Origin of the sequence: Paenibacillus sp. FSL R5-0701, from assembly GCF_037973995.1 — a bacterium.
Lineage (GTDB): Bacteria > Bacillota > Bacilli > Paenibacillales > Paenibacillaceae > Paenibacillus.
On the sequence record NZ_CP150230.1, the window covers coordinates 4,574,190 to 4,595,354 of the forward strand.

Sequence of the window (21,165 nt, forward strand, 5' to 3'; positions counted from 1 at the left end):
ACTGGACCCATAATCTTGCATTTCCAATGGATAACAGCAAAAAAACAGCCCCTGCGAAACATGTTCGCAAGGACTGCTTGGTTGATTGTTTTTATTATATATAAAGGTTAGATTACTTACCTGAACAAGCCACGCCAGCCGTTTCCTGGCGACCTTGTTCGATCAGGCGATACGCCCGCTCCACTTCTTCTTCACTTGGTGAAGGAACTCCATCCAGTGGATATACTTTACCGAGCGCTTCCCATTTGTAGATCCCCATCTGATGGTATGGGAGAATTTCGAACTTTTCGACGCCATTCAATGTTCCGATAAACCGTCCGAGGTTAAGCAAATCCTCTTCCTCGTTATGAATACCAGGCACATACACGTGGCGTATCCACATTTTCCGACCTTGCTCCGATAACCACTTGGCTGTTTTCAACGTTCTCTCGTTGGATTTGCCTGTCAACTTGATGTGTTTCTCATCATCAATATGCTTGAGGTCCAACAGAACCAGGTCCGTGTGATCCAACAGATCGTGAATCCGTTCCGGTTCGTTAAACCCGTTGCTGTCCAGTGTCGTATGCAATCCCCAGCGCCGCTTCACTTCCTTGAAGATTTCGGCTACAAAGTGAGCCTGTAACGTTGGTTCTCCACCAGATATCGTGAGTCCGCCTCCGGAGCTGCGGTAGTAAGACAGGTAAGGCTCAATTTCAGCCAGTACCTCCTCAAGCGTCATTTCTTTTCCGCCATCCAGCGCCCATGTATCAGGGTTGTGGCAATATTGACATTTGAGTAGACATCCTTGCATAAAAAGCACAAAGCGGATGCCTGGGCCGTCAACCGTCCCGAAAGTTTCGAGTGAATGAATATGTCCGTTAACCATGCTGCCTCTTCCTTTCTGTATCCGCATCCGCTGTGCGTTTAATATGATTTGGAATATCTTGCTCTAGCGGTTTTCTACTTGCAAATTAATTACATCGAGCCATGGAACGTACGGTTGATGACATCCAACTGTTGTTCACGAGTCAGTTTAATGAAGTTAACCGCATATCCGGATACCCGTATAGTCAATTGTGGATAGTTTTCCGGGTGATCCATCGCATCAATCAATTGCTGACGATCAAATACGTTAACGTTCAGGTGATGAGCGTTTTGACCAAAGTAACCGTCCATCATCGCAGTCAGATTGGATTTACGTGTAGTCTCTTCTTTACCCAATGCTTTTGGCACGATGGAGAAGGTGTTGGAAATACCATCAAGACTGTGTTCATAAGGCAATTTGGCTACAGAGCCAAGGGATGCCAGTGCACCTTTTTTGTCACGACCATGCATTGGGTTTGCGCCTGGAGCAAATGGTTCACCTGCTTTACGACCATCCGGTGTAGTCCCTGTTTTCTTACCGTATACCACGTTGGAAGTGATCGTCAGAACGGATTGTGTTGGAACTGCGTTACGGTAAGCTTTGTGTTTGCGAATCATGCCCATGAAGTTCTCGACCAGTTCAACAGCAATGCTGTCTACGCTGTCTTCATTGTTACCGTAACAAGGGAAGTCTCCTTCGATTTCGAAATCAACTGCGATGCCTTGTTCGTTACGAATTGGTTTTACTTTGGCATATTTGATTGCACTCAGTGAATCTGCTGTAACCGACAAACCAGCGATACCACAAGCCATCGTACGTACAATGTCACGGTCATGCAATGCCATCTCGATACGTTCATAGCTGTATTTATCGTGCATGTAGTGAATGACGTTGAGGGTGTTCATGTACAGCTTCGCCAGCCACTCCATCATTGGTTTGAAGCGTTTCATAACCTCATTGTAATCCAGTACTTCGCTAGTGATGGCAGGATACTCAGGTCCAACTTGTGCTCCGGATTTCTCGTCACGACCACCGTTGATCGCATACAGGAGAGCTTTAGCCAGGTTGGCACGAGCACCGAAGAATTGCATTTGTTTCCCGATCTTCATAGCCGACACACAGCATGCAATACCGTAATCGTCACCGTAGATCGGACGCATCAGATCATCATTTTCATACTGGATTGAGCTGGTTTCGATGGATACTTTGCTGCAATAATCTTTGAAAGCTTCTGGAAGTTTCGTTGACCAGAGAACAGTCAAGTTCGGTTCTGGTGCAGGACCCAAGTTGTGCAGTGTATGCAGGAAACGGAAGCTGTTTTTGGTTACGCGTGTTTCACCATTCACAGACATGCCACCGATGGACTCAGTCACCCATGTTGGATCTCCACTGAACAGTTCGTTGTAATCCGGTGTACGCAGGAATTTGACAATCCGCAGTTTCATTACAAAATGGTCAACCAATTCCTGAGCCTGTTCTTCGGACAGAATGCCTTCTTGCAGGTCACGTTCAATGTAGATATCCAGGAAAGAAGATACACGTCCCAGTGACATCGCAGCACCGTTCTGTTCTTTGATTGCAGCGAGATAACCGAAGTACAACCATTGGAATGCTTCTTTTGCTGTTGTCGCTGGCAAGGAAATATCGAACCCGTGCATATCGCCCAATTGTTTCAATTCTTGCAATGCACGAATCTGTTCAGACAATTCTTCCCGCAGACGAATGACATCTTCATCAATAACATCAACTTCGAGTGCATTCAGTTCGCCTTTTTTGTTACGAATCAGGAAGTCTACCCCGTACAAAGCTACACGACGATAGTCACCGATGATCCGGCCACGGCCATAAGCATCTGGCAGACCTGTAATAATTCCTGCTTTACGCGCTGCACGCATATCGGAAGTATAAGCATCGAATACACCTTGGTTGTGTGTTTTGCGAATGTTTGTAAATATATCAATGACGCCTTGAGGCAATTCGAAGCCATACGCTTCACATGCATCAATCATCATCCGGATTCCGCCTGTTGGTTGAATGGAACGTTTGAACGGAGCATCGGTCTGAACGCCGACAATCTGCTCTTTGGATTGATCCAGATAACCGGGTTGGTGAGAAACAATAGTCGCTGGTGTGTTTACATCAACGTCAAGGACACCGCCGTTATCCCGTTCTTTTTTGGTCAGATCAGATACGATATCCCACAATTCTTTGGTATTCTGGGTTGCACCTGCGAGAAATGCTTCGTCACCGTAATACGGAGACAAGTTGTGTGCCAGAAAATCATTCACATCTACGGATTTGGTCCATGTTCCTTTGGTAAAGTTTCTCCAGCCTGTTTGTTGTTTGACATCTTTTTCAATCACCGACATCGTAATCCCTCCACTAATTTGGATTTCTGGACACATAACATCTTGCTTCATTCGTAGCATTGTGTGCCCAGAGCCGCGATTAATGTGAATTGTTTCACATAAACCGGAACATGTTCTCTCTACTTGGGAACCGGAACCGCGGGATGAATGTTTTTCTTACATTTTCAGTATACGACTTGGGGCTTTCATCATCTGTGATTTTTGTCACAAAGTCAGTGAAATAACTCACTCCACCTGCGCTGTGTCTCATTGCCCCCTGTAAATTCACACTTAGCCACTGCGCGGGCAGAACAACTTCCGATCGCTGTTATCCCCGGATTTTTTCAATTTTATATCTCAAAGGGGAAAATCCGAGGATAAAGGCGAACGCTCCGCTTCTTCAGTTTTTTCTGCCCTCTCCGTTATTGTGTGAACATCTGGCTCAAACAGCCACATCACGAATTCCATTACTACCTCTTTAGAACCCTTTTGCTCCTCTATGCTTGGAGCAAACCAAATTTTAAAATACTCCTGAAAAACAGGTGCTTCGCTCTTTTGTTTTTCTGCCCTTTCTTTATTGTCGAACATCTGGCTCAAACAGCCACGTCACGGATTCCGTGTAACCTCTCTAGAACCCTTTGCTCCTCTATGCTCGGAGCAAACCAAATCTTAGAATAACCCCTGAAAAACAGATGCTTTACTCTTCTGTTTTTCTGCCCTCTCGTTATTGTGTGAAAGACGGCAATCGGGGCTCCCCATTTGGGGAACCCTGATCTTCTTACCGTAAGGCACGCGTCGTTCTAAGTTTATTATTCAAACTTTCCGTAGAAAGCGTTGCGGTATACATCAGCCAGTTCAGTTACCAGCGGTAACTTCGGATTGGCGGTTGTACATTGGTCTTCGAAGGCACGGTCTGCCAGATAATCTACATGTGCTTCAAAGTCTTTGGCATCAAAGCCGATTTCCTGGAACGATTCTTCAATGCCTAATGTTTTGTTCAGGTTACGAATGGCGTTGATGAGACTGGTTACGCCTTCTTCTGTCGTACGAGCAGGCAATCCCAAGATGCGGGCGATTTCGGCATACCGCTCATCCGCTACAAAGTGCGAATATTTCGGGAATGATGCAAATTTGGTCGGTTTTTTCGCGTTGTAACGAATGACGTGTGGCATCAGAATCGCATTGGTGCGTCCGTGTGCGGTGTGATACTGACCGCCCCATTTGTGCGCCAAGCTGTGGTTAATGCCCAGGAATGCGTTGGCAAACGCCATACCTGCAATCGTGGAAGCATTATGCATTTTCTCACGTGCCAGTTTATCTCCTTGCAGTGCCGATTGCTCCAGGTATTGGAACACCAGTTGAATGGCTTTGATCGCAAGTCCGTCCGTGTAATCATTTGCCATAACAGATACATAAGCTTCAATCGCATGCGTCAGTACGTCCATACCTGTATCGGCAACAGCTGTTTTAGGCAGGGAGTATACAAACTCCGGATCAACAATCGCTACGTCTGGTGTCAGCTCATAGTCGGCCAATGGATATTTGGTGTTACCTTGATTTTTGTCTGTGATAACAGCGAACGAGGTCACTTCAGAACCTGTACCGGATGTGGTTGGAATCGCTACAAATTTCGCTTTTACGCCGAGACGTGGATATTTGTAGATCCGTTTGCGGATATCCATGAATTTTTGTTTCAGGTCGTTGAAGTCCGTGTCTGGGTATTCATAGAACAACCACATGGCTTTGGCAGCATCCATCGGTGATCCACCGCCGAGTGCGATAATGCAGTCTGGTTGGAAGCGGCGCATCATTTCGGTTCCGCGGTCTACCGTTGTTGTGGATGGATCTGGCTCAACATCGGAGAATACTTCGATCGCTACTGGCATTTGGCGTTGACGCAGATAGTGTTCTACCTTTTCAACATATCCAAGCTTCACCATCATGGCATCCGTAATAATCGCTACACGTGTGATGTCAGGCATTTTGGCAAGATACTGCGTTGCCCCTTTTTCGAAATAGACTTTGTTCGGCACTTTGAACCATTGCATATTCACGGTACGGCGAGCCACCCTTTTCACATTGATTAAGTTCACAGCGGTTACGTTGGAAGAAGTCGAGTTACGTCCGTATGATCCGCATCCCAGTGTCAATGACGGCATGTTTGTGTTGTAGATATCCCCGATGGCACCGTGTGTGGATGGTGAGTTCACAATAATCCGTCCAGTTTGCAGACGATCTGCGAATTTGCCAATCACTTCTTCATTTGTGGAGTGGATAACCGAGGAGTGACCCATGCCGCCAAAAGCAACCACTTCTGCTGCACGTTCAATTCCCTCTGCTGCCGTTTTAACTTTGTAACAAGCCAGTACCGGGCTTAATTTCTCAGCCGACAATGGGAATTTTGTACCTACCCCTTCAATCTCGGCCACGAGAATTTTGGTGCCTGCTGGAACTTCAATACCGCACAATTTCGCAATGCTTACCGCAGATTGACCAACAATCGCCGGGTTCACCGCACATTTCTCGGCATTAATCGCACCCGCTGTCAATTTTGCTGCTTCATCTTTGTTAACAAAGTAACAGCCGTTCGCAATCATTTTTTTCTTCACTTGATCAAAGATCGGTTCTTCAATGATGACCGCTTGTTCAGAAGCACAGATCATGCCGTTATCGAAAGACTTCGACAGGATCAAATCCGTTACTGCCTGATTGATATCCGCGCTTTTCTCGATGAAGCAAGGTACGTTACCCGGTCCTACGCCCAGTGCAGGTTTACCACAGCTGTACGCTGCACGTACCATGCCTGATCCGCCTGTTGCCAGAATGAGAGCCACATCATTGTGATTCATCAGTTCGTTTGTACGATCCATGGAAGGATCATCAATCCATTGAATACAATCTGCTGGTGCACCATGTTTCACAGCCGCTTCCAGCAGGATTTTGGCAGCTTCCCGGCTACAATTCTGTGCAGATGGGTGGAAACCAAAGATGATCGGGTTACGCGTCTTGATGGAGATCAGTGCTTTAAACATCGTCGTTGATGTTGGATTGGTAACGGGTGTAATCCCCATAATAATGCCGACCGGCTCCGCAATTTTCTGGAAGCTCTCATATTCGTTATCTTCAATCACACCTACGGTTTTGTCATACTTGATGCTGTGGTACACATATTCTGTTGCAAATATATTTTTGGTGATCTTATCCTCATATACTCCGCGGCCTGTTTCTTCTACGGCCATCTTAGCGAGCATCATGTGTTTATCCAGACCCGCAAGCGCCATCGCTTGCACAATCCGGTCAATCTGCTTCTGGTCCATCTTCATGAATGCAGCGTGTGCTTTATTCGCTTTGTCGATTAACGTTTGAATATACTGACCTGCTGTCGGTTCTTTTGCTGGGGCGACTTCGTTCTTTACAGCCATCTCCCTCATCCTCCTAAAGGTTCGTATTAGTTTGTCTCTCTCGTTTACATTCACATCGTAACATGACAATAAACTTAATTATGTGATTTTTTTCACAAAGTATAACAAATTTAATTTAAGTTTTGTAGTGTCCTTCATACGACCATTTTCACTTCCTATTTAAAATATAGGGCTGTAAAATTCATCCTCCCCATTAAAAGTGAATTTTATCACAATGTTTGAAATTTCGTCATTTTTGCCCCCTTTCCTTCCCCCTCAAACGGTAAGATTAGGTATATACTGAACTTAAAAATTGAACCACCGCAATTTGTACCGTCCTTCTTCCCGGCCGAGATGACCCTGATCAGGACGGCAACGGTTTGCGGCGAACCTCGGAGGCTACTGCTTATTACAGAAGGTCGTCCGATGGACACAAAGGGGAGATAGATTTATGAGAGAACTAACAACTGTACTGGAAAAGCGCGGTAATACCAACTGTTTCTCGGAAGCAAATTTCAACCATCTGTTGGTTACCATGAAAGATAGAACCTATCCGGAAGGTACACATCTGTACTGGGAAGGCGACATCTCTGACAAACTTTATTATATGAAACGGGGTCGTGCCCAGATCACCAAATCCACGGATGAAGGCAAGGAACTGATCATGTACATGTATCAATCCGGTGATATGATTGGGCAGGCTGATCCCTTCTTTGGCTCTAAACACAGCTTCTCTGCGGAAGTATTAGAGGATAGTGAGATCGGTGTACTGGAGCATAAAGACCTGGAGATGTTAATCTGCCAGCATTGTGACTTTGCGATCGACTTTATGAAATGGATGGGCATCCACCACCGGTTGACACAGACCAAATTCCGGGATCTCATGTTATACGGCAAACCGGGTGCACTCTGCTCCACCCTCATTCGGTTGTCGAATTCGTATGGTGAGCCTCATGGAGAGCATGTCATTATTCACAAAAAAATTACCCACACGGATCTGTCCAATATGATTGGAGCCACTCGTGAAAGTGTAAACCGCATGTTAAGCGACCTGCGTAAGAAAGATGGGATTGAATATGACAATGGCATGATTGTCATCAAAGATCTGAAGATGCTGCAAGGGATCTGTCACTGTGAGCTTTGCCCGAACGAGATCTGTCGTATTTAATATTTGACTATGCAATCGGAAATTGCTTATATATTTCAATGAAAAAAAGCCCATCTCTCTAAAAAGAGATTGGGCTTCTTGGTATACTTAGGATGCATTGGTCAATTCAAGCTTTACCGCATCACGTGGATTCAATTTCATGTCCAAACCATTTTCCATTAATTCTTTGTCATTCACCATAATGACCCACCGCTCATTCATACGAGGCGTGACATTCTCGACCGAAACGACAAATTTGTTATTCTCCGACATTCTTACAATGCCGCTGGACTTCAACACATCGCGAACTGTGCACTCCTGAACATAGACGCCAGCATATTGACGATTAAGAGTTGGCATAATGTTTCCACCGCTAACCTTGAGTAACGTTGTCTGATATGCAACGCCATCCCCCCCACTGTCAGCGGCTTTCACGTAAATGATCACTTCATCTTTGGCATGAAGCTCCATGTCCCAATCTTCCTGCTCAATATCCTTGCCATTTAATTTGACAGCCCAGCTAAGCGAAGAATCCAGAGAAACTTCACCGACGGATTGAATCCGTTTGCCATCTGCCGTAAAATCAACCAGTCCGCTATTGAGTAATGCTTTTTTGATTGTCAAACCCTCACTAAAATCTCGCTTAATGGACTTTGTTGCATCAGGCAAAAACGTACTGCCATCTACAGCCACTGTAATTGTATTCGCTGTTTCTGTCTCTTTGACAATTGGCTGCTCAGAAGGCTGTGTCTCACTACAACCAGCCAAGATCGCCAGTAGGAGCAAACATACACCTATGTAACCGGGGATTTTCTTCATCATGTAGGTAACACCACCCTGCGTAAAATCATTCACCCTGTTGTCCATAACCTCTATTATGGCACAACCTTCGGCAAAAAAAAGTGTCAAAGCCGTTACTTTTATAGGGTTCCGCCTCCAAATAAGGCTTGTACAAGAAAGAGAGCCTGCACACAGGCTCTCCAATCTAAATTATTTTCACGTTATCATTGGTTGCGTTATCATTGGACACAAGCCTGCATGTATGTCCGTCCTCCATCGCCATCTTTCAGATATGGATTAAGTCCGAAGAACTGCTCCTCAGACACATATACCCCTGTCAGCAATCGCCCTTCAAGTAATCCACCATCCACCTGTACGCAGCATGAAGGTGCATCTACATACTCCTGATACAACGGAATCTGCCCATATTGTTGATGTACCTTGAATACCTTGCCTTGCTCATGCAAAGGTCGTTCCGAGAAATAGGTAGGCACAATATAACGGGCAATGACATCCAATTCCTGCACGCTATAAAAGGGTTCATCACCAAGCCATGGTGCAAACATTCGAATCTTCTCATATTGAGACCAGACAACCGCCTGAATCAGCATTTCTGCCTGAACCAGCCGACCTTCTCCCACATCCAGAACCCATTGCTTACCATGGATAGTTTCTTCCATCTGAGACATCGTTGAATCAGGTTGCCCCAGCTCACATCCGATACACTTCCAGCCCCTGGACGTTTGAATCCATTTTTGCAGCACCGCCGGAGCTAATCTCGGACCATCGCTGTTCACAGAATGCGTATTCAATTGGGCAAGATCATCCTTAACCGATCGGGAATATGCTGTGCGCTTGAATAACTCTGCAGCTTTTTTGTAAATTAGATGGACCTGAATGGATGCGCTCTCAAGTTCTGCAATATCTTTCTTGCCGTAGCGTACTTCACGGGATAAGCTTTCTTCTCTCATGACGAGTGGGCCTCCTTCGCTCCGGCCGTCTGTGGCCATTTTCTATAGATTATACTACAACTCATGACAACATGTGCATAGCCCAAGAGAAAAACGCCGCTCCACCTAATCCTTAAGACAAAAACCCCTGATTTCCACGGAAATCAGGAGTCTATGTCATTCATGCAACGAATGCGGGTGATGCTTATACGTTAGTCAACCCACTGCTCAGCCCAGTCTTGAATTTGATTCATGACAGGCTGGAGCGCTCTACCTTTATCCGTCAGTTCATATTCAATACGAACCGGCGTCTCGGGATAGACGTGACGAACCAGAATACCTTCACCCTCCAGATCTTTCATCCGTTCGGATAACATCTTATCACTCATGGATGGGATCAGATTGGAGATATCCTTGAATCGCTTCGAACCACTCATCAACGTTTGAATAATTAAACCATTCCAGCGCTTGCCCAAAAAAGAAAACGCCGTCTCAAAACGCGGACACATCCGCAAGTCTTGACCTTCCACATTAATCACCTCTTTAGAGATCACTCAAATCAACTTACATTTTGTTAGTATATTTCATAATAACATATTTAAGCTTCAAAGAAAACGCCTGCAACTAAAAAGTTTAAATTTTAGAAGCATAACATCCAAAATGGATCATACATCCCAGTATACATTACACGCTGCGTCGTAACCATGGGAATTATCGTATAACTTCCCCATAGTACTATCTTACCCAAAAAGAACCCAACTGCCACAGTCATCATCGACTCGGAGAAGGGTTCCTGGGTATATGCTTGCGTTTACGTTATCTATATCAGTTCAACTAAAGAATATTTACACTAGCACTCCGATGTCAGAACAACTTTCCGATCGCTGTTATCCCCAGATTTTTTGATTTCTTTTTAAAGGGAGAAAATCCGGGGATAAAGGCGCACGCTCCGCTTCTTCAAGTTATGGCTGCCCTCTCCGTTGATGTGTAAATGTTAGTTGAACTGAATATATCTTTCACGAAGCAAATTATGAATTAAACTAGCACGCCACCAAATGGTCTTACAGGTTCACTCTTGCCAAATTCAGGCTTAAAGCTGCGGGCAGGATATGCCCATTTCACTGCGTTACTAATCACTCTTAATATTTCCGGTTTGTAATAGGTCGGATACGTCTCATGACCTGGTCGGAAATAAAAGATTTTACCTTCACCACGCCGGAACGTACATCCGCTCCGGAATACTTCCCCACCCTGGAAGTTGCTTACAAACACCAGTTCATCCGGCACTGGAATATCGAAGAATTCACCGTACATCTCTTCTTTTTCCAATACAATCTTGCCTTCGATGCCATCCGCAATCGGATGAGATGGGTTAACACACCATACAATTTCCTGTTCGTCAGCTACACGCCATTTCAGATCGCAGCTGGTTCCCATCAGCGCTTTGAATGGTTTGGAGAAATGACCTGAATGGAGCACAATCATTCCCATCCCGTTCAGCACTCGCTGCGCAACCTTCTGTGAGATCTCATCGCTTACGCGATCATGTGCCATATGTCCCCACCATATGAGCACATCTGTGGAATTCAGCACTTCATCACTTAATCCGTGTTCAGGCTGATCCAGTGTAGCTGTACGAATAGCAAAGCCTTCGCCGTCAAGTCCGTCAGCCAGTGCTCGATGCAGACCATCCGGGTAGACTTCCCTTACTTCATCGTGAATTTTCTCATGGACAAATTCATTCCAAATGGTGACGTTGATCATATTCAATTTCCCCCTAGTGTAACTCTAAACCCACCACATATCGCCCAGCGGTTCTTCGATTAATACTTGCTGGAGATTTTGCACGGCTTTAGAGAATCCTTCTTCAACCGACATCAGACCGTCTTCGTGCTCAATACTTACTACATAATCATATCCGACCAGACGCAAGGCACTCATAATGTCTGCCCATGTCTTGTTATCATGTCCATAACCAACCGAGCGGAACTGCCAAGCCCGATCCAGCATATTGGTATAGTCCTGCATATCCGTTACACCGTGTTTGTTCACGTTTACCGGATCAATCGTTGTATCTTTGGCATGGAAGTGATGGATGGCTCCTTCACGTCCCAAGATGTGAATTGCCTGAACCGGATCAATACCTTGCCACCACATGTGACTTGGGTCCAGATTGGCTCCGATCACTTCACCTGCTGCTTCACGCAGTCTAAGCAACGTTGCTGGAGTATGAACGGAGAATCCACCGTGCAGCTCCAATCCAACTTTTACGTTACGATCTGCTGCAAATTTACCCCACTCTGTCCAGTAAGGGATAACTTTGTTCTCCCACTGCCACTTCAGGATTTCCTGGAAATCATTCGGCCATGGTGCAACAGGCCAGTTGGGATATTTGGCATCCTCATGGTCTCCCGGACAACCGGAGAATGTATTCACTACAGGTACTTCCAGCTTCTCAGCCAGTTCTACCGTTTTAACAAAATCATCGTGAAATCCTTTGGCAATATCCTTTTGCGGATGTAGCGGGTTACCGTGACAGCTGAGTGCACTGATGGTCAAACCGCGTGATTCCACTGCATTTTTGAAGTTTTTCAATGCTGTAGGATTGCTTAACAACTCATCTGGCTTACAATGTGCATTGCCTGGATGTCCGCCTGTTCCGATCTCTACTGCTTTTAATCCCTTGGATGCTACATAATCAAGAGCATCCTCCAATTTACGTCCTCCGAATAGTACCAAAAATACGCCGAGTTTCAAGTGCGATTCCTCCCTGGATTAGATATCGTATGATTGCTGAATTCATGAATATTGAACTGTATACAATTACCGTTCAGATCACATGCCTGTTTGATTAGTGTGGAAAATCGAGAGTGTTTCTATCCTGAAATTGAACGTAAGAATACTGGTTATTCTGCATCACCCGTAAGAGCATCAAGCTTGGAACACTTTTTACTCAGACTAGTGGGATTCCACGGTTTCAATCTCAGTTTGAACTGTGCGAGTTACTGCAAAAGAATCATAGCTGCTCTCCAGATGTACATGCTTGCCTTCAAGTGAAGAACGCTGGAATGAATGCATGGCTTCCAGTACGTGATAAGCTAGCTTGCCACTGGCTTTGTGTTCCCGTCCGGCACGAATGGATTCAACCATTTCCGTTACGCCGATGCCTCGTTCGTTTTGTCCACTTTCGAAGACTGGTTTGACCGTCTCCCAAGTGTCTTGACCGTATCTGCGAACCTTCACTTCCCCGTTAAAATAATTGGGGTCCGGTACACTAAGCGTACCTTCTGTACCATAGATTTCAATACGTGGCAGATCCGAAGCTCCGCGAATATCGAAACTGGTAATCATGGTTGCAATGGCACCTTCTGCAAAATCAATGGTTCCTGCCAAGTGGGTAGGCGTCTCTACTTGCAGTGCTGTACCTTCCTTCGGCCCAGAGCCAATCTTGCGATCTGCAATCTGTATGCCTGCCGAGGCGCTGATTCTGCGTATCGGTCCAAGCAACGTAATCAGAGCGGTCAGGTAGTAAGGTCCCATATCAAACATCGGTCCGCCACCTGCGACATAAAAGAACTCCGGATTAGGATGCCAAGCTTCTGGTCCTCCGCCCATGAAGAATGAAGTCGCTGCAACCGGCTTGCCAATCAGCCCATCCTCAATGGCTTTACGAGCTGTCTGTATGCCTGAACCAAGGAAGGTGTCCGGTGCAGAACCAACATACAATCCCTTTTCCTCAGCCAACTCAACAACCTTGCGACCATCCTCAAGAGAAATGGCCAGCGGCTTCTCGGCATACACATGTTTGCCTGCTTCGAGTGCAGCCAGATCGGTCATCGCGTGACTGCCAGGAACCGTAAGGTTCAACACAAGTTCAATTTCGTTATTTTGCAGCAACTCATCTACATTGTAAACGTTTGCGATATTAAATTCATCTGCCCGTTCCTGAGCGCGTTCACGAATCAAATCCGCAACAGCCACGACTTCAATGACCGGGTTGTTTTTGAGATTTTCCAAGTAGATGGCGCTGATGTTACCACACCCGATGATGCCTGCTTTCATTTTCTCCACTGTGACGTTCATCTCCTTACGCATGGTGAAAATCTGCGTTTGAATGGTTGAGATACATATGTTTTGTTGGATGTTTCCTGTTCCTTAAATCTAATACTATGGTATTCCGTTTCAGCTTCAATTAAAATGAATAATATGATTGAAACATGAACTATCTGGTCATAATTTTCAAATTGCAAGGAGTATGCCCATGCCGACAGATCAATCCTGCCAAGTTCTTACAGCAGGCTTTTCGTTTCATCGTAAACCCTACGCTATGGTGCAGCCTGAAGGGATGAAGAACTACCTGTTAAGACTGCAAACAGACGGACGTTGCCGTGCACGCATAGACGGGGACATGTCCCTGGTGGATGCGGGCGATCTGCTTCTTTTTGATCCTGACGAACCCTATGAGCTGAGAATAGACAATGAAACCAATCCGATGGGAGAACGACTGGTGGAGAGTGGTGACTATCACATCTTCTTTAATGGTTCCTGGGTGGATGAGTGGTGGAAACGGCACAAACGGCCGACCCGGATCAAAGTCGAACTGACGGAAAGTCTTTTGGTCCTGTTTCGACAGCTCGTACTGGAACAGCGCCGCATCTCCAATCCTTATCCGGAAATTTCAAGTTATTATATGCGAATTTTATGTCTCGAAGTGGATCGTCTGCTCGCGGAGCATCCAACGATAACCAACACCAATTATGTGGCTTATGAGATCAAAAACTACATTGAAGAAAACGCTTCCTCTTTATTCAAGCTCGATGATGTGGCAACACATATTGGCATCAGTGTCTCACGGGGTGTTCACCTCTTCAAAGAAGCGTTTGGCAAAAGCATCATGCAATACACGCTTGACGTACGGCTGAATATGGCCAGGGAACGGATTATTTTCAGTCCAATGACCCTGGAGCAAGTGTCTGAGTCTTCCGGCTTTAACAACTATACCTATTTTCATCGGGTATTCCGTTCCCGGTTCGGCATGTCGCCGAAGGAATTCCGCGTCATTCACCGGGAACAGATGTAATCATACCAGTATACGTAAGTTGAACTTATTTGCGCGCGGCTATGGCCTCGGATACAACCATTGCCAGATCTTCATTGCCAAACATGGACAACACGCCAAGTACCGTATCATCCGGGATTTCACCGGCTTCCTCCTTGGATACAATCAGCTTCTGCACCTGCTGCAAACGCTCGTTGCTCTGCTGATTCGGGTAGGCTTGCCGGTACATCTCCTCCGGGTCCAAACCATTATTGACACACCACTGGGCAAATACGAGGATCATCATCTCTTCTTCCTGTTTATAGGTTTCTACAACAGCTTCCTCGATCTGTTTATTACGTTCCTTTTCATATTCATCCATGACTTGTATTCCTCCGTATGTGTATTCTGCAATTATTTGCGAATCAATTGTTCCGCCAGTTCATGACTGTCCATGACGTGACTTGCACTGATCAGGCAATCATCAGGTGAGTCCAGACAAGCCAGGAAATTATCAACTGCTCCGCTAAAACCTCTGCGTGTTAACACGGTGTCCCAGCTCCCGAACGTTTCTTTGGTTTCCAGACTCCCCTGTTCCATGCAGCTGATCGTGTCCATGTTCACCACTTCAACAGAGCGTCCACCACCATGCAATTCGATCTTCTCCAGATCTGCCCCAGCTTCACGCACCATATCGAATCGACCGTAGGCTGTTCTGCCCAGCTTGGCCGTTCCGGTTGCATGCAGCAGTCTGTCCAGATCATTCTTCCGAATCCATTGATGAAGCAACTCCACATTATGATCCGAGTACCACAACATCAGATCCAGTATATGGATGAGATCATCATAGATGGTTTCTGCCGCAGGACGATCCTGAATGCCTGTACGATGTTTGGTCACTGTAAGGGACTCGAAGCCTTTTCCACCCTGCATCCATTCTTTCGCTTTTTGGTACATCGGTGCGAATCTACGGTTGAAGCCTACTGCGAGTAGCAGCCCTTGTGCCTCGGCAAAAGCAGTCATCTCTTCCGACTCCCGAATCGTATAGGATAACGGTTTGTCTACGTACACGGCTAATCCCTGTTCCAGACATTGCATGACAATGTCAAAGTGCGCTTCCGTTGCTGTATGTACAAACACCGCATCCAAGTCCCAGGACAACAGTTCTTTCAGATCCGTTGTTCCCCGTTCTAATCGATACGCCTCCTGAACGGCTTTGACCGGCTCCGGAGATCGGTTCATAATGCCTACAATCTCCACGTTCGGATGAGCTGTTAACAGCGGCAAATATACTTTACGTGCAATATCGCCGAGGCCGATAATTGCAACTCGTTTACGTTGGGTTGTTTCCATGATGATCATTCCACCTTCAGTTCGGTTCTATATTTCCACGTCCTATAGTGTAACCCTTCGGACAGCAACTTGCCAGTGATTGCAGCACACTTCGCACGAATTGTTCAGACAATGGGCGAACGTGGTAAACTTAGGAGGAACAGCAGTACAGATCGGGACACGACCAGACCTGCCTGATCTGAAAGGAGCGTTTGGGATTTTGCGAAAATGGTTATGGCTTCTGTTATATGTTTTACTTGCAGGAGTCACGTTTATTTACAGATATGAACTGCTGGCCTGGACCGATCTTCATCAGTCCATTCCGCTGTTACTCGCCATGGCAACATTGTTTGCTCTTGTGCCTGTAATTCCTTATAAGTTTGTTATTATCGCCTTTGGTTACAGTTACGGTACCACCACGGCAGCCTGGATATGCTGGCTTGGCACCACACTTGCAGCCATGCTCGTGTATGGCGGAGCAAGAACCATCTTCAGACATCAGGCGAGATCGTACCTCGAACGTATTCGGGGTCTGAACCGTTTTACCACATGGATGGAAGCACATCCGTTCATGGGTGTCATGTCGATGCGACTGTTGCCGATCGTGCCTCAGATGGCCGTTAATATCTACGCAGGTATAACGTACACGCCATTCTGGGTCTTCATGCTTGCCACGGCCATTGGGAAAATGCCAGCGATTTTTGTATTTGCCTATGCAGGTGCACAAGCTGAAACCTCAATCTGGTTGAGCTTGGCCATCCTTGCCGGATATCTGGTGTTCATGGCCATTGTATTGCTCTTATTTCGCTTTCGGTCACGCAACAAAGCCTGAATTCAGAATTCGCAAACCGTTCAGATTCAGCTTGTTTTATTCCGGCTTGGTTGGCTTGCCAATTCAGGATATAATAGAAGAGCAAGCCTAATGCTTGTGTAACAAGTTTAATAAAACGGTAGATTGCTGGAGCTCGAACACGAGCGCTAAATCTTCATCAGAAATGGAGTGACTATAGCATGGAACAACATTCAAGTGAGTTAGCAACTTTTGCAGGCGGATGCTTCTGGTGTATGGTATCCCCCTTTGAAGAACTGCCCGGTATTCATAAGATCGTATCGGGTTATACAGGAGGACATACCGAGAATCCAACATATGAAGAGGTCTGCTCGGAGACAACAGGACATGTAGAGGCTGTGCAAATTACGTTTGACCCTGCCATCTTCCCTTATAAGAAACTGGTTGAACTGTTCTGGCAGCAGATTGATCCTACGGATACAGGCGGGCAATTCCATGACCGTGGATCTTCCTATCAGACGGCCATCTTCTATCACAGCGAAGAACAGCGCCAGATTGCGGAAACTTCCAAAGCGGAGCTGGGACAAAGCGGACGTTTTGATAAACCAATCTTCACTCCGATTTTGCCAGCCAAACCGTTCTATGAAGCGGAAGAACATCACCAAAATTATCACCGGAAGAACCCTGCCCATTACAAACGCTACAGCAAAGGTTCTGGACGTGTAGATTTCATCGAACGCAACTGGACCGGTAACGTGGATAAAGACGGGCTGAAAGAGCGTTTGACGCCGATTCAATATGAAGTTACGCAGAACAGCGCGACCGAGCCTGCATTCCATAACGAATTCTGGGATCACCACGGTGATGGTATCTATGTGGACATCGTATCTGGCGAGCCATTGTTCAGTTCTACCGACAAATACGACTCCGGCTGCGGCTGGCCGAGCTTCACACGTCCCTTGCGTGACCACAACGTGAAGGAAAAAACCGATCTCAGCCACTTCATGATTCGTACCGAAGTGAGAAGTCGTGAGGGCGATTCCCATCTGGGTCACCTGTTCAACGATGGTCCTGCCGAAGCAGGTGGAATGCGTTATTGCATCAACTCTGCGGCACTTCGTTTTGTACCCAAAGAAGACTTGCAAAAAGAAGGATACGGTGAGTACGCCGTCCTTTTCCAATAAGTTATAACACAAATACAAAAAGAGCAGTGGGATGATCCCGCTGCTTTTTTGTTGTACATTCTTGTTTTCATAGACGAACTATTGTTGCACAAGAATGCATTGATTAGGTTTGGCTCGAAGAGATTTCCGAATTCAATTGATTGGCAGGAGCCGTCTGATCATTACGAAATTGAATTCGCATCGCTGGAACAATACCCAGGATCATCACGGTAACCGAGATTGCGTAGACGATAAAAATGGATGTGCTGTTCATCAGTACACCTGCCATGGAAGATCCAAGAAGCATACTTCCTATGAATAAAGGTGTGATGGTGCCATTCACTCTCCCGATCAAATGCTCATCTATCCGAGTGACCAAGTATGTGGAGATGATGACGTTGATGAATGCCATACTGATTGAGCTTAAGAAGCTGATCAAAAGGGTCAGCCAGAACCAACTAGATAACACTTCCCCCATCGTGGCTACAGCCAGACACAGCACACCTACAAGCAGAGTTAAGGTCTGGTTCAGCTTAGCACTTACAGCAGCCGCAATACCTCCTCCAATCAATAAACCTACTCCGGACGCACCAGATAAAAACTGTAACGACGTTGCTTCAAGTCCCAGACGTTCAGTGATCAGAAATATTCCAAGTGGACTGATGAGACCCGCTGAAAGCCCTATACAGATGAATACCAGACTAAGCATTTTTAACGAGCGAGATCGAGCAACATATTGCCAGCCCTCTTTGATATCCGCTAATAATGAGGTATTTGTTTCCCGTTGAGTGGCGTCTTTAGGCAGCAATGTGAGTAGAAGCGCAGAGATGAGGAATAAAGTGAGTAATGCGTACATGGATGCCTGAATTCCCATTGCAGTGTATATAAACGTTCCAACGATTGGTCCGAGAATTAAAAACAACGATTGACCACTCTGTGTAATAGCAATTGCAGACTGCAAATGTTCTCCCTTTACATTTCGCCTCACAATCTTTAGAGAGGATGGTTGAGAAAACTGGCTAACGATAGAGGATACAAACGTGGCTACGTATAGAATCTGCCAATACCCGGAAGATAAGACGCCAATAATCATGACAATAGACAACGCACTCAGAATATCCCCCAGTATCATCGTACGTTTGGGATTCCAGCGATCAGCAAGTGCACCGCCTATGATGGAGAAAACAAAAATCGGGGCATATTCAAGTACGGTAATCAGCGAGACAGCTATTGGACTTCCTTGAGTTCGATCCATCACATAGTAGAGGATCGCCATATTTCGGATCCATATCGCCAGATTTTGCAGCAGATCAGACCCTGTCACGATTAAAAAAGCTTTGTTTCTGAACAATGTGTTCATTCTCCATCTCCTCTTTTAAACCGACTGTCCGGTTTATTAATATTTAAAAAGAAAAACTGAGTTACATCAGCTTTTCATAATTAATGTTGTTGAATACCTGCCAGCAGACTGGCCATGCCTTTGTGGTAAATACGACGAATATCCGTCAGGTCCTTCTCATAATAGAGTGTAGTCAATCCGCTAAACAGACCGTAGATGATGTGCATTACATCCTGTGGGTCATCCGGTTTTAACTCTCCATCTTCCATCCCTTTAGTAATAATGGACTCGTATGTCGCATACGGAATTCGGATCAGGGAAAGCATCTCATCAAGCATCTCCTGACTGACGACCTGACCCGAGACAAACTCGTTAATGGCGTGATTCAGCGGGTTAGCCAAATCATCCACGTAATGATCAGCAAGTCCGTACAATTTGTCTATGGCAGTCTTATACCCGGATTCTTTGTCCAGCCAAGCATCCATCCAATCTTCATTGTTAAGCTTGATTAGATACATGAATAACTCTTCTTTGCTTTTGAAATGATAATAGATGCTGCCTTTACTCCGATTGTTAATCGTACATATGTCTTCCATGGAAGTTGCACTATATCCCTTTTGGGCAAACAGTTCCTTGGTATTACGTGCAATGTCTTTCTTTATCTGGGTAACATCTTTTCTTCGTTTAACTTCGATTGGAAAAACCTCCATAAATTAAACCGACTATTCGGTCTAATAGTATCACAGCACAAATACTCCGTCAATTCATTTTGCACAGGCACCCTCTCATTTGCTGTTTCAAAAGGATGTACAAGAGAGTGCCTGGCTACAATTCAGGAAAGAAGAAGTCACATCATACTTACAATCCAACCGATCCAATACGCAAATGGAATTAATAACAACTGTGCCAACAGAGTACCGAATAAACGGGATACGAGCATGCAGCCATAAATCTGATTCATGCGATCCAAACGGATCTCGCCACGTAATGATTTGTCACTGAGCAGAGAAATCCGTGGATCGATCAGGATGGTTAGCAAAATAGTCGCTATTCCGTTAATTAACCCGGTCGATTGGGATGCAGCTACAGCCTGCCCTGGGTAAAGGTACGCTGCGTATAAGCTGGACAGGACACCCGTGGTATAGATTGCGGTTACCGCTACATTAAGCAGCATTAACCGTCTTGGCATCCCATGTTGTACTAATCGTTTGGCCATCTTCCAGGATGGCGGGGTGATGTAATACGTTGCATTTCTAATCTTGCTTCGCTTCAGCATACCGCGAACCATCGCAGGGATGGAACCGGCTGCTTCAAAATGTACAACCATTCTTGATGAGAGCTTCACCATGGTTGGAAAACACAATATGGCTAATGCCGTTCCAATTGTTGCCGCACCCATTAACCAGTGCAGCTGCGCTGCAAAGTGTGGATTGGCTCCACGTGTTGCAGTATCCACTAGATTACCTACCATCGGACCCTGGGCCATATTCGAGGTTCGAGAAATCAACAACAAGATACCTGCCAATGAAATGGCCAACGCGATTCTGCGGGTGCGTAATCCACCGAGGCGGAGCGCGTATGACAAGCTGTCTGCGGCATGAATCAGCATGGTGAACAGCATAGGGATTGCCAGACTAAGACTAAACATATGTATGTACTCCTTTATATTCCTGTTATTGAACTTATTTCTTTCATGGACAGCATTATACTCCTCTGGCTTGCAAAAGTATAGGAACGAGATCCTTTTATATAAGTTGAACTAAAGAATATTTACACTGGACACTCCGATGACAGAACAACCTTCCGATCGCTGTTATCCCCAGATTTTTTGATTCCTTTTATAAAGGGATAAATCCGGGGATAAAGGCGAACACTTCGTTTCTTCAGGTTTTTTCTGTCCTCTCCGTTTCGTGTAAATGTTTATTTCAATTTATATAGATCATCGGTAAATGCACTTACGACCTCGGATGTTCATCGTTTATCCCTCTCCTCACAGGGTAATATACAACTAATCCATTATTGTACAGGAGGGG

Annotated in this window: 19 protein-coding genes; 4 read left to right on the top strand and 15 right to left on the bottom strand. The window is 45.7% G+C overall.

Features of this window, described 5'->3' with window-relative positions; all coding sequences use genetic code 11:
* Positions 1-112 precede the first annotated feature (112 nt).
* The 4 genes from pflA to adhE all read right to left on the bottom strand — a co-directional run bounded on the left by pflA (position 113) and on the right by adhE (position 6,614).
* Positions 113-865: a pyruvate formate-lyase-activating protein gene (pflA, locus tag MKZ13_RS20175; protein ID WP_076215706.1), complete on the bottom strand. Its 753-nt coding sequence runs from the start codon at positions 863-865 to the stop codon at positions 113-115.
* 89 nt (positions 866-954) lie between these two features.
* On the bottom strand, positions 955-3,213 hold the full coding sequence (gene pflB, locus MKZ13_RS20180) for a formate C-acetyltransferase (RefSeq protein WP_237174528.1): 2,259 nt from the start codon (positions 3,211-3,213) through the stop codon (positions 955-957).
* Between the two features lie 336 nt (positions 3,214-3,549).
* Positions 3,550-3,780, bottom strand: coding sequence for a hypothetical protein (locus MKZ13_RS20185; RefSeq protein ID WP_339177691.1), 231 nt, complete (start codon positions 3,778-3,780; stop codon positions 3,550-3,552).
* 221 nt (positions 3,781-4,001) lie between these two features.
* Entirely contained in the window at positions 4,002-6,614 is a 2,613-nt protein-coding gene (adhE, locus tag MKZ13_RS20190; RefSeq protein ID WP_076333275.1) for a bifunctional acetaldehyde-CoA/alcohol dehydrogenase, read from the bottom strand.
* A 430-nt stretch (positions 6,615-7,044) separates the two neighbouring features.
* Here adhE and MKZ13_RS20195 point away from each other — a divergent pair, with 430 nt between their 5' ends.
* Positions 7,045-7,761, top strand: a complete 717-nt coding sequence (locus MKZ13_RS20195) for a Crp/Fnr family transcriptional regulator (RefSeq protein WP_036614443.1) — start codon at positions 7,045-7,047, stop codon at positions 7,759-7,761.
* 87 nt (positions 7,762-7,848) lie between these two features.
* Here the strand turns inward: MKZ13_RS20195 and MKZ13_RS20200 are convergent, their stop codons facing one another.
* From MKZ13_RS20200 to MKZ13_RS20225, 6 genes are all read right to left on the bottom strand, one after another.
* A complete protein-coding gene (locus MKZ13_RS20200; protein WP_221822171.1) occupies positions 7,849-8,562 on the bottom strand; it encodes a hypothetical protein in 714 nt (237 codons plus the stop codon).
* 197 nt (positions 8,563-8,759) lie between these two features.
* Complete coding sequence (locus MKZ13_RS20205) at positions 8,760-9,491, bottom strand: hypothetical protein (protein WP_221822175.1); 732 nt, start codon at positions 9,489-9,491, stop codon at positions 8,760-8,762.
* Positions 9,492-9,682: 191 nt separating this feature from the next.
* Positions 9,683-9,979, bottom strand: a complete 297-nt coding sequence (locus tag MKZ13_RS20210) for a helix-turn-helix domain-containing protein (RefSeq protein WP_221822238.1) — start codon at positions 9,977-9,979, stop codon at positions 9,683-9,685.
* Positions 9,980-10,505: 526 nt separating this feature from the next.
* Positions 10,506-11,234, bottom strand: coding sequence for a ThuA domain-containing protein (locus MKZ13_RS20215; RefSeq protein WP_339177694.1), 729 nt, complete (start codon positions 11,232-11,234; stop codon positions 10,506-10,508).
* Between the two features lie 24 nt (positions 11,235-11,258).
* A complete protein-coding gene (locus MKZ13_RS20220) occupies positions 11,259-12,227 on the bottom strand; it encodes a sugar phosphate isomerase/epimerase (protein ID WP_036674961.1) in 969 nt (322 codons plus the stop codon).
* A gap of 201 nt (positions 12,228-12,428) precedes the next feature.
* Positions 12,429-13,541 (bottom strand): Gfo/Idh/MocA family oxidoreductase, encoded by a 1,113-nt coding sequence (locus MKZ13_RS20225; protein WP_091028759.1) that lies wholly within the window; start codon positions 13,539-13,541, stop codon positions 12,429-12,431.
* Positions 13,542-13,731: 190 nt separating this feature from the next.
* On the opposite strand from MKZ13_RS20225, the gene MKZ13_RS20230 reads away from it, so the two are divergent.
* Complete coding sequence (locus tag MKZ13_RS20230) at positions 13,732-14,550, top strand: AraC family transcriptional regulator (protein ID WP_339177697.1); 819 nt, start codon at positions 13,732-13,734, stop codon at positions 14,548-14,550.
* A 25-nt stretch (positions 14,551-14,575) separates the two neighbouring features.
* Here the strand turns inward: MKZ13_RS20230 and MKZ13_RS20235 are convergent, their stop codons facing one another.
* Together MKZ13_RS20235 and MKZ13_RS20240 are read right to left on the bottom strand one after the other, a co-directional pair.
* The gene (locus MKZ13_RS20235; protein WP_036614451.1) at positions 14,576-14,890 is read right to left on the bottom strand and encodes a hypothetical protein; all 315 of its coding nucleotides are present in this window, start codon (positions 14,888-14,890) and stop codon (positions 14,576-14,578) included.
* Positions 14,891-14,922: 32 nt separating this feature from the next.
* Positions 14,923-15,861 carry a Gfo/Idh/MocA family oxidoreductase gene (locus tag MKZ13_RS20240; RefSeq protein WP_339177700.1) on the bottom strand — a complete coding sequence of 313 codons (939 nt, stop codon included), beginning with the start codon at positions 15,859-15,861 and terminating at the stop codon, positions 14,923-14,925.
* 100 nt (positions 15,862-15,961) lie between these two features.
* On the opposite strand from MKZ13_RS20240, the gene MKZ13_RS20245 reads away from it, so the two are divergent.
* Positions 15,962-16,672, top strand: coding sequence for a VTT domain-containing protein (locus MKZ13_RS20245; protein ID WP_162158991.1), 711 nt, complete (start codon positions 15,962-15,964; stop codon positions 16,670-16,672).
* 179 nt (positions 16,673-16,851) lie between these two features.
* Entirely contained in the window at positions 16,852-17,814 is a 963-nt protein-coding gene (gene msrA, locus MKZ13_RS20250; RefSeq protein ID WP_127545601.1) for a peptide-methionine (S)-S-oxide reductase MsrA, read from the top strand.
* 103 nt (positions 17,815-17,917) lie between these two features.
* On the opposite strand, the gene MKZ13_RS20255 is transcribed toward msrA, so the two are convergent.
* From MKZ13_RS20255 to MKZ13_RS20265, 3 genes are all read right to left on the bottom strand, one after another.
* Positions 17,918-19,153, bottom strand: coding sequence for an MFS transporter (locus MKZ13_RS20255; RefSeq protein WP_339177703.1), 1,236 nt, complete (start codon positions 19,151-19,153; stop codon positions 17,918-17,920).
* Between the two features lie 80 nt (positions 19,154-19,233).
* A complete protein-coding gene (locus MKZ13_RS20260) occupies positions 19,234-19,842 on the bottom strand; it encodes a TetR/AcrR family transcriptional regulator (protein WP_127545594.1) in 609 nt (202 codons plus the stop codon).
* A gap of 137 nt (positions 19,843-19,979) precedes the next feature.
* Positions 19,980-20,780, bottom strand: a complete 801-nt coding sequence (locus tag MKZ13_RS20265; RefSeq protein WP_339177706.1) for a lipid II flippase Amj family protein — start codon at positions 20,778-20,780, stop codon at positions 19,980-19,982.
* Positions 20,781-21,165: the final 385 nt, after the last annotated feature.

Coding starts and splice junctions, on each gene's coding strand:
- pflA (WP_076215706.1), bottom strand. CDS start 865: ATGGTTAACGGACATATTCATTCACTCGAAACTTTCGGGACGGTTGAC.
- pflB (WP_237174528.1), bottom strand. CDS start 3,213: ATGTCGGTGATTGAAAAAGATGTCAAACAACAAACAGGCTGGAGAAAC.
- MKZ13_RS20185 (WP_339177691.1), bottom strand. CDS start 3,780: ATGTTCGACAATAAAGAAAGGGCAGAAAAACAAAAGAGCGAAGCACCT.
- adhE (WP_076333275.1), bottom strand. CDS start 6,614: ATGGCTGTAAAGAACGAAGTCGCCCCAGCAAAAGAACCGACAGCAGGT.
- MKZ13_RS20195 (WP_036614443.1), top strand. CDS start 7,045: ATGAGAGAACTAACAACTGTACTGGAAAAGCGCGGTAATACCAACTGT.
- MKZ13_RS20200 (WP_221822171.1), bottom strand. CDS start 8,562: ATGATGAAGAAAATCCCCGGTTACATAGGTGTATGTTTGCTCCTACTG.
- MKZ13_RS20205 (WP_221822175.1), bottom strand. CDS start 9,491: ATGAGAGAAGAAAGCTTATCCCGTGAAGTACGCTACGGCAAGAAAGAT.
- MKZ13_RS20210 (WP_221822238.1), bottom strand. CDS start 9,979: ATGTGTCCGCGTTTTGAGACGGCGTTTTCTTTTTTGGGCAAGCGCTGG.
- MKZ13_RS20215 (WP_339177694.1), bottom strand. CDS start 11,234: ATGATCAACGTCACCATTTGGAATGAATTTGTCCATGAGAAAATTCAC.
- MKZ13_RS20230 (WP_339177697.1), top strand. CDS start 13,732: ATGCCGACAGATCAATCCTGCCAAGTTCTTACAGCAGGCTTTTCGTTT.
- MKZ13_RS20235 (WP_036614451.1), bottom strand. CDS start 14,890: ATGGATGAATATGAAAAGGAACGTAATAAACAGATCGAGGAAGCTGTT.
- MKZ13_RS20240 (WP_339177700.1), bottom strand. CDS start 15,861: ATGGAAACAACCCAACGTAAACGAGTTGCAATTATCGGCCTCGGCGAT.
- msrA (WP_127545601.1), top strand. CDS start 16,852: ATGGAACAACATTCAAGTGAGTTAGCAACTTTTGCAGGCGGATGCTTC.
- MKZ13_RS20255 (WP_339177703.1), bottom strand. CDS start 19,153: ATGAACACATTGTTCAGAAACAAAGCTTTTTTAATCGTGACAGGGTCT.
- MKZ13_RS20260 (WP_127545594.1), bottom strand. CDS start 19,842: ATGGAGGTTTTTCCAATCGAAGTTAAACGAAGAAAAGATGTTACCCAG.
- MKZ13_RS20265 (WP_339177706.1), bottom strand. CDS start 20,780: ATGTTTAGTCTTAGTCTGGCAATCCCTATGCTGTTCACCATGCTGATT.